Annotated in this window: 8 protein-coding genes; 5 read left to right on the forward strand and 3 right to left on the reverse strand. The window is 70.8% G+C overall.

Going from position 1 to position 7112, the window contains the following annotated elements; genetic code table 11:
* A partial coding sequence (locus tag SACHA_RS21645; RefSeq protein WP_039738756.1) for an MFS transporter occupies window positions 1-306 on the reverse strand: 306 nt, incomplete at its 3' end.
* Between the two features lie 113 nt (window positions 307-419).
* Between SACHA_RS21645 and SACHA_RS0111360 the strand changes: the two genes are divergently transcribed.
* Together SACHA_RS0111360 and SACHA_RS0111365 are read left to right on the forward strand one after the other, a co-directional pair.
* On the forward strand, window positions 420-866 hold the full coding sequence (locus tag SACHA_RS0111360) for a Fur family transcriptional regulator (protein WP_019809801.1): 447 nt from the start codon (window positions 420-422) through the stop codon (window positions 864-866).
* 83 nt (window positions 867-949) lie between these two features.
* Complete coding sequence (locus SACHA_RS0111365; RefSeq protein ID WP_019809802.1) at window positions 950-2392, forward strand: catalase; 1443 nt, start codon at window positions 950-952, stop codon at window positions 2390-2392.
* Between the two features lie 112 nt (window positions 2393-2504).
* On the opposite strand, the gene SACHA_RS0111370 is transcribed toward SACHA_RS0111365, so the two are convergent.
* Window positions 2505-3530 carry an alpha/beta hydrolase gene (locus SACHA_RS0111370; RefSeq protein WP_019809803.1) on the reverse strand — a complete coding sequence of 342 codons (1026 nt, stop codon included), beginning with the start codon at window positions 3528-3530 and terminating at the stop codon, window positions 2505-2507.
* A 187-nt stretch (window positions 3531-3717) separates the two neighbouring features.
* On the opposite strand from SACHA_RS0111370, the gene SACHA_RS0111375 reads away from it, so the two are divergent.
* Together SACHA_RS0111375 and SACHA_RS0111380 are read left to right on the forward strand one after the other, a co-directional pair.
* The gene (locus SACHA_RS0111375) at window positions 3718-4296 is read left to right on the forward strand and encodes an NADPH-dependent FMN reductase (RefSeq protein ID WP_019809804.1); all 579 of its coding nucleotides are present in this window, start codon (window positions 3718-3720) and stop codon (window positions 4294-4296) included.
* Window positions 4297-4378: 82 nt separating this feature from the next.
* Window positions 4379-4855: a Dps family protein gene (locus SACHA_RS0111380; RefSeq protein WP_019809805.1), complete on the forward strand. Its 477-nt coding sequence runs from the start codon at window positions 4379-4381 to the stop codon at window positions 4853-4855.
* A 118-nt stretch (window positions 4856-4973) separates the two neighbouring features.
* Here SACHA_RS0111380 and SACHA_RS0111385 read toward each other — a convergent pair whose 3' ends face one another.
* Entirely contained in the window at window positions 4974-6884 is a 1911-nt protein-coding gene (locus tag SACHA_RS0111385; RefSeq protein WP_019809807.1) for a S9 family peptidase, read from the reverse strand.
* A gap of 35 nt (window positions 6885-6919) precedes the next feature.
* Here SACHA_RS0111385 and SACHA_RS25345 point away from each other — a divergent pair.
* Window positions 6920-7112, forward strand: a 193-nt coding sequence (locus tag SACHA_RS25345; RefSeq protein ID WP_198010133.1) for a methyltransferase domain-containing protein, incomplete at its 3' end; no start/stop codon positions are given.

A 7112-nucleotide genomic window follows, 5' to 3' on the forward strand; every position in this document is an offset into this window, starting at 1 on the left:
CCCGTAGGACAGGTGGGGGGCGCCGACCCAGAACACCCCGGACACCGTCCCGCACACCGCGAGCACCGGGCGCAGGCCGTGCCGGTCGATCATCCGGCCGAGCAGCGGGGCCGCCAGTGCGGTCCCGGCCATCGTGGCGGTCCCGACCAGTCCCGCGGCCCCGTAGCCGCGGCCGAGGTCGCCGACCACGTGCAGGGTGAGCGTGATCCCGGTCGCCGTCATCGGCAGCCGCGCGGCGAACATGAGCAGCATCGACGTCGCCACGCCCGGGATGCGGAGTACGGGGAGGTAGGACTTCAGCGCCACCTCCCGGACACAACCCGAACCTGGTACGGCCGTGCAAGCTCATTTCCGTGGCGATCACCCGACAGAGGGTGTTTTTTGACTGATTCCAGAAAACGGGGCATGCTGAGGACGTCATGCCTCACCGGGAAAGCCCTGTACGGGACCATCTCAAGGCGGCCGGCCTGCGCGTCACCGCGCCCCGGCTGGCCGTGCTCGAGTGGCTCTCCGACCACCCGCACGCGACGGCCGACCAGGTGGCCGCGGGAGTGCGCGCCGCACGCGGACCCGTGTCCACGCAGGCGGTCTACGACGTGCTCGGAGCCTGTACGCACGCGGAACTGGTGAGGCGGATCGAACCGGCCGGGCATCCCGCGCGGTTCGAGACACGAACCGGAGACAACCACCACCACCTCGTCTGCCGCCGGTGCGGGCACGCCGAGGACGTCGACTGCGTCCGCGGTGCGGCGCCCTGCCTGCGGCCCTCCCACCCGGGCGGCTTCGCGGTCGAGGAGGCGGAGGTCGTCTTCTGGGGACTGTGCCCCGCCTGTCAGCAGGCCCCGTCCGCGGAATCGGGCCCGTGAGCGGGATTCCCGACCCGTGGACACACACCGACCCGTACGCACAGCACCGACCCTGTGACCAAGGACGACGAGGAGGCATCGGCGTGACGAAGCCGACCACCAACAACGTCGGTATCCCGGTGGGCAGCGACAACGACTCGCTCACCGCGGGCACCAACGGCCCGATCCTGCTCCAGGATCACTACCTGATCGAGAAGAACGCCCAGTTCAACCGCGAGCGCGTGCCCGAGCGCGTGGTGCACGCCAAGGGCGGCGGCGCCTTCGGTGTGCTGGAGGTGACCGAGGACGTCAGTCAGTACACCAAGGCGGCCCTGTTCCAGCCCGGTGCGCGGACCGAGAGCCTCATCCGGTTCTCCACCGTCGCGGGGGAGCTCGGTTCCCCCGACACCTGGCGCGACCCCCGCGGCTTCGCCGTGAAGTTCTACACCAGCCAGGGCAACTACGATTTGGTCGGCAACAACACCCCGGTGTTCTTCATCCGGGACCCGATCAAGTTCCCGGACTTCATCCACTCGCAGAAGCGCCGCGCGGACAACAACCTGCGCGACCACGACATGCAGTGGGACTTCTGGACCCTCCGTCCGGAGTCCGCCCACCAGGTGACCTGGCTGATGGGTGACCGGGGCCTGCCGAAGACGTGGCGGCACATGAACGGCTACGGCTCGCACACCTACCTGTGGGAGAACGCCGCGGGCGAGAAGTTCTGGGTGAAGTACCACTTCAAGACCGACCAGGGCATCGACCACCTCACCCAGGACGAGGCCGACCGGATGGCCGGTGCGGACTCGGACCACCACATCCGGGATCTGTTCAACGCCATCGAGCAGGGCGACTACCCGAGCTGGACGCTGTACGTCCAGGTCATGCCCTACGCCGACGCGGCGACCTACCGGTTCAACCCGTTCGACCTGACGAAGGTGTGGCCGCACGGCGACTACCCGCTGATCAAGGTCGGGAAGTACACGCTGAACCGGAACCCGGAGAACTACTTCGCCGAGATCGAGCAGGCCTCGTTCGAGCCGTCGAACCTGGTGCCGGGCATCGGGCCGTCGCCGGACAAGATGCTGCAGGGGCGGCTGTTCGCCTACGCGGACGCCCACCGCTACCGCATCGGCGCGAACTACACCCAGCTGCCGGTGAACGCGGCGAAGTCCGAGGTGAACTCGTACTCCAAGGACGGCCGGATGCGCTACCGCAACACCGGTGACCCGGTGTACGCGCCGAACACCATGGGCGGCGCGCACGCCGATCCGGAGCTGGCCTCGGAGACCACCGCCACCTACGGCATCGACGACGAGGTCGTGCGCTCGGCGTACACCCTGCACGCCGAGGACGACGACTTCGGCCAGGCGGGCACGCTGGTGCGTGAGGTGATGAACGACGAGGAGCGCGAGCGCCTCGCGAACAACATCATCGGCCACGCGAGCAAGGGCGTGTCCGAGCCGGTGCTGGAGCGGGTCTTCGAGTACTGGCGCAACGTCGACAAGGACCTCGGCGACCGCGTCGCCGCGGCCTTCGGCAAGTGAGCTGATCCCCCCACGCCCGTGCGCGCGGCGGGTGTCGCCGTGAAGGCCCCCTTCCCTGCATGTGACGCAGGGAAGGGGGCCTTCGCTGCGTTGAGCGCAGGCAGGGAGTCCTTCACGGCACACCCATGCGGAGGGCGCCCGCGGCCTCCGCGGTGGCCTCGGTGAAGCGCCTGCCGACGCCGAGGAAGTTGGCGTAGCCGTGGATGAGGTCGGACTGGCGGCTCAGGGAGACCGGAACACCCGCCTGGCGCAGCCTGGTGGCGTAGGCCTCCCCCTCGTCGCGCAGCGGGTCGAATCCCGCCGTGGCGAGGTAGGTGGGTGGCAGACCGGTGAGGTCGTCGGCGAGCAGCGGCGACAGCGTCGGGTCGGACCGGTCCACCCCCTCGGGGGCGTACTGATCCACGAACCAGGTCATCTCCTCGTCGGTGAGGAAGAACCCGTCGGCGAACAGGTCCCGGGAACGCCGCCGTACCGTCGCGTCCACGGCCGGATACAGCAGGAGTTGGAAGGCGGGCGCGGGGCCACCCCTGCGGGTGGTCACGAGTGCGGTGACCGCGGCCAGGTTGCCGCCCGCACTGTCCCCGCCGACCGCGATCCGGTCCGGGTCGGCGCCGAGATCGCCCGCCTTGGCGTGGGCGAAGTCGAACGCGGTGAGCGCGTCCTCCTGCGCGGCCGGGAAGGGGTGCTCGGGCGCCAGCCGGTACTCCACCGACAGCACCCGCACCTGCGCGTGTTTCGCGAGGAACCGCGCGGTGTTGTCGTGGCTGGCACGGCTGCCGACCACCCAGCCGCCGCCGTGGTAGAAGACCAGCAGCCCCGGCCCGGGGTCCTGCGGGGTGTACAGCGTGGCGGGCAGCTCACCGTGCGGTGCGGGGATCGGGATCTCCCGGGTGTTGACCGGCTGGATCGCCGGACCACTGACCAGGTGCCGGGAGGCGTCCAGCGCCGCGCGGGACTCCCCGACGGTGCCGTTGGTCAGTCCGGCCCCGGACAACTGTTGCAGACGGAGCAGCAGGTGCGCGTCCAGTGCGAGGTCCTGGCCGTCCCTGCGGACCGGCCTGCCCGCGAGTGCCCGGCGCAGGGGGCGGGGCAGGGCGTAGAGCAGCTGGGCGGCGGCGGCCTGAACGCGAACCGTCATCGATGGCGCCATGGGTCCCCTTCGTACGAACGGTCGGGTCGAGCTGACGTTACTCGCTGGTAGTCCAGGTGTCACCGGTCTCGCCCCGGTTCGGGTGAGCGCGGCGGGTGCTTCCGTGGTGACTGTGACACACGTCGTCACGACCGAAGTAGTCCTCGACCTGACTCGAGCGTTTAGCCTCGGGAGGGTGACTGCGACACGTGCGATCAAGGTGCTCGGCATCGGAGGGTCCCTCCGGGACGGCTCACAGTCCGAGCGGGCGTTGCGCATCGCCCTGGCCGGTGCGCAGTCCGCGGGGGCCACCACCAGGGCGGTCACCGGGAGCGCGCTCGCACTGCCGTTCTACGACGCCGCGCTCGACCAGCGCTCGCCGGAGGCCACCGCACTCGTCGAGGCGGTGCGCGAGGCCGACGGACTCGTCGTCGTCTCCCCCGGCTATCACGGCGCACTCTCCGGCCTGGTCAAGAACGCCCTCGACTACGTCGAGGACCTGCGCTCGGACGCCCGCCCGTACCTCGACGGCCGTGGGGTCGGGCTCGTCGCGGTGGCGCACGGGTGGCAGGCGGCCGTCACCACGCTCGACCAGCTCCGCACGATCGCGCATGCGCTGCGCGGCTGGCCCACCCCACTCGGCGGTGCCGTGAACTCGGCCGAGGTGAAGTTCGACGAGGGGGGTAGCGCTTCCGACGAAAAGGTCGTGGGCAATCTCCGGATGATCGGCCGGCAGGTCGCCGAGTTCGCCCTCGCCCGTGCGGGTGGCGTTTAACCGTTCACGCGGACGGGTAACGCTCTTCCAGGACCGAGCTCGCCGTCCGGCGAGAAGTCACGCACCACGGAGGAGGAGCACGATGGCGAATTCGCCCATCACGAGCCCGCTCAAGGAGAGTGACAAGGAACTGACGGCGAGCGCCCTGCAGACGACCGTCGTCGACCTGGTGGACCTGGCACTGATCGCCAAACAGGCGCACTGGAACGTCGTCGGTAAGAACTTCCGCAGCGTGCACCTCCAGCTCGACGAGCTGACCACGCTCGCGCGCGGCTACACCGACAGCGCCGCCGAGCGGGCCAACGCCATCGGGGTCTCCCCGAACGCCAAGGCGAGGACCGTCGCCGAGAACTCCGGACTGCCCGAGTACCCGGAGAACTGGCAGAGCACCGACCAGACGGTGGACAAGATCGTCGAGATTCTCAGTGTGCTCATCCAGCGGATGCGGGTCCGGGTCGACGAGACCGACAAGAGCGACCTCATCACCCAGGACCTGCTGATCGAGATCACCCAGGAGCTGGAGAAGCAGCACTGGATGTGGCAGGCGCAGCAGGCCTGACCGCCGCCGTCCCCCGGTTGTGCCGTGAGGGGCACTTTCCCTGCACTCGACGCAGGGAAAGTGCCCCTCACTGCGCTGAACGCAGGGAAGGTGCCCTTCACGGGCACCCCGGCCGCGGTCAGGCCAGGCCGACCCTGCGCATCGCGAAGTGAACCTCGGTGGCGACCTGGGTGATGGTTTCGGCGGTGACCAGGGAGCCGTGGCCCGCGTCGTAGCGGTAGAACTCGTAGTCGAGGCCCCGCGCGGCCAGCCGGTCGAGGTAGTTCTCGATCTGCCGGATCGGGCAGCGCGGGTCGTTGTCCCCGGCCAGCACGAGCACCGGTGCCCGCACCGTGTCCACGTACGTCAGCGGCGAGCACCGCTCGTACACGTCCGGGACGTCGGTGGGTGAGCCGCCGAACAACGCGCGGTCGAACGCCCGCAGCGGCTCCATCTCGTCCTCGTAGGCGGCCACGTAGTCCGCCACCGGAACCCCGGCCACGCCGGCGGCCCACCGCGTCGGTTGAGTGCCCAGCGCCAGCAGGGTGAGGTAGCCGCCCCACGAGGCGCCCGCCACGACGCACCGGTCCGGATCCGCCAGGCCGTCCGCGACCACCCGGTCGTAAACGGCGGCGACGTCCTCCAGCTCGGTCAGCCCCGGACGACCCTCGATCGAGTCCCGCCACGCGGAGCCGTAGCCGGTGGAACCCCGGTAGTTCACCTCCACCACGGCGAAGCCCGCGTCCAGCCAGACCGCGCGGTAGGCGGAGAAGCGGTCCTCGTCGGCCGCGTGCGGCCCGCCGTGCAGGTTGAACACCGTGGGCACCGGCCCGTCCGGCGCGACCGCGGGGTCCGGCCGGGACACCAGCGCGTGGATCCGCCCACCGGGCCCGTCCACGAAGACGTCGGACACCGGCAGCGACCCCGGCGGGCGCTCGCCCGGAGGCGTCAACAGCACCTGGTCGGTACCGTCCACCTCCCGTGTGCGGATCAGCGGCGGATGCGCCGCGTCGGACCACGCGTACTCCACGGACCCGTCCGGCCGGGCGCCCGCGCCTCCGATCCGCCCGGAGGGGGTGTCCAGCGAGGTCAGCGACCCGCTCGCCGGCTCGTACCGGTACAGCTCACTGCGTCCCCGGTGGAAGTGGGCGATGAGCAGGGCCTCGGCGTCGAGATACCAGTCACCGACGACCTCGCCGGGCAGGTCCAGCTCGATCTCGGTCTCGGTGTCCGACTCGACGTCCCAGATCAGCAGTTCCTCGCGGCCCCGGCGCTCGTGCTGGACCAGCAGCCTCGGGTCGCCCCGGCGGGGGGAGAACGCGAGCGCGGCCAGGCCCTTGCCCTCGCCGTCCCACTTCTCGGCGACGGTGTGGAAGTCGCTCCCGTCCGCACAGGCCAGGACCCGCACCGCAGGGTGGCGGGAGTCGCCGTGTTCGGAGTGCCCGATCGCCAGCAGCCGCTCGTCCCGGGACAGTGCCGACACGTCCGCGTCCTGCTCGTGGCTGTAGAAGCGGGTGGTGGTGCCGTCCCGGTGCGCGTAGAGACTGCTGCCGTCGTCGGTGGACACGCCGAGCGCGATCACCTGGTGCCCGAGTGCCAGGCCCGCCGGGTAGCCGTTGCCGAGGTCCGGGAACACGGTGGTCGCGGCGCTTTCCCCGCCCTCGGCCGCGTTCCCGTCCGTGCCCTCGGCCGGGCCCGCACCGGAGCCCTCCAGAGCGGCGGTGAACGGCTCGCGCACCCACGCGCCGAACTCGTCGCCGTCGGTGTCGTTGAACCACCAGATCCAGCGACCGTCCGGCGTGACCGTGGCGTGCAGGGTGCCGTTCGGCCGGTCGGTGACCCGGCGGTGCGTGTCGGCGGTCCGGTCCCAGGCGTAGACCTCCCACACGCCACTGGCGTTGGAGACGTAGATGTTGCGGTCCGGGGCGTCCAGGGCCCAGTCCGGCACCGACACCCGCGCCGCGTCGAACCGTGCCCGCCAGCGGGCCTCCCGTTCCGGGTCGGTCAGAAGCCGGTCGGGAACCCGGGCGTGCGGATGTTGTGTGCTCACGCCCGCGATCCTGCCAGGTCCGTAGGGTTGACGATGTGTCGGAGGGTCACGTGGGGTTCGTGCTGCCGTTGCTGCGGCCGGGGATGCGGGTGCTCGACGTCGGCTGCGGCGCCGCGGTGAACACACTGAGCATCGGCACGGCCGCGCATCCGATCCACGTGCTCGGGCTCGACCGGGACCCGGACGGTGTCGCGGTGGCCCACCGCGCGGCCCGGCACGCGGCCGTGC

This window comes from Saccharomonospora halophila 8 (genome assembly GCF_000383775.1).
Classification (GTDB): Bacteria; Actinomycetota; Actinomycetes; order Mycobacteriales; family Pseudonocardiaceae; genus Saccharomonospora; species Saccharomonospora halophila.